A 1,372-nucleotide genomic window follows, 5' to 3' on the forward strand; every position below is an offset into this window, starting at 1 on the left:
AAGATGACAATTATATTACAGATCACATTAAACACCTGAAAAGAATACAACTCTTATGCAATGCGTGGTATGAAATATATCTGTAACAAAAATCTCATAATGTTTTCACTCGTCTGTTTATCCCCATGATCAGTACGATTACTTCACTTTAGGCTAGGTAAGGTTATGAGCGCAGAAAAACTATATATAGAAAAAGAGCTTAGTTGGTTATCTTTCAATGAACGAGTGTTACAAGAAGCGGCCGACAAAACCGTTCCGTTGATCGAGCGTATTCGTTTTCTTGGGATCTTTTCCAACAACCTCGACGAATTCTACAAAGTGCGCTTCGCTGATGTGAAACGTCGTATTTTGATCAACCAAGAGCGAGGAGGGAGTGACAACTCCAAGCGTCTGTTGAGTAAGATGCAAGCCAAAGCCCTTAAGCTTAACGAACAATTCGACGAACTTTACAGTGAATTAATTAGAGAAATGGCACGGCGTCGCATTTTCTTGGTCAATGAGCATCAACTCGATGAAGCGCAGGAAAAGTGGATCACCAAATACTTCCGCAAAGAAGTCATGCCACATATCACGCCTTTGTTGATGAAAGATGAAATCGACGTGCTGCAATTCCTCAAAGACGAATACGCTTACATCGCCGTCGAACTGCGCAAAGAAGACCACTCTCAATACGCTCTCATCGAAATTCCAACCGACCACCTGCCACGCTTCGTGATGGTGCCAGAGCAAAAAGGCAAACGCCGTAAGACCATCATCTTGCTTGATAACATCATCCGATACTGTTTAGACGAGCTTTTTAAAGGTTTTTTCGATTATGATGAGCTCGCTGGTTACGCGATGAAAATGACGCGTGATGCAGAGTACGACTTGCGTAATGAAATCGAATACAGCTTGCTAGAGCAAATGTCAGCAGGAGTAAACCAACGTTTAACCGCCATGCCAGTACGCTTTGTGTATGAGCGTGAAATGCCGCAAGAGATGCTCGACTTCTTGTGCAGCAAACTAAGAATTTCCAATTACGACAACCTAATTCCAGGTGGGCGCTACCACAACTTCAAAGATTTCATCGCTTTTCCAAACGTCGGGCGAGAATACCTCGAAAACAAACCTATGCCACCAATGAAGTGTGCAGACTTTGAAGGTTACGCCAACAGTTTCGAAGCCATCAAAGCCAAAGACATTCTGCTCTACTACCCTTATCACACCTTTGACCATATTGGTGAATTGGTTCGCCAGGCATCCTTTGACCCGAAAGTGCTCAGCATCAAAATTAATATCTACCGCGTAGCCAAAGACTCTCGCTTGATGAACTCTTTGATTGATGCAGTGCATAACGGCAAAAACGTTACTGTAGTCGTTGAGCTGCAGGCAC

Annotated in this window: 1 protein-coding gene; it reads left to right on the plus strand. The window is 43.4% G+C overall.

The window, feature by feature from the left end:
• Window positions 1-165: 165 nt before the first annotated feature.
• A partial coding sequence (locus R7Q38_RS23435; RefSeq protein WP_318114473.1) for an RNA degradosome polyphosphate kinase occupies window positions 166-1,372 on the plus strand: 1,207 nt, incomplete at its 3' end.

The sequence above is a fragment of the Vibrio sp. Vb0598 genome (genome assembly GCF_033338935.1).
Classification (GTDB): Bacteria; Pseudomonadota; Gammaproteobacteria; order Enterobacterales; family Vibrionaceae; genus Vibrio; species Vibrio alginolyticus.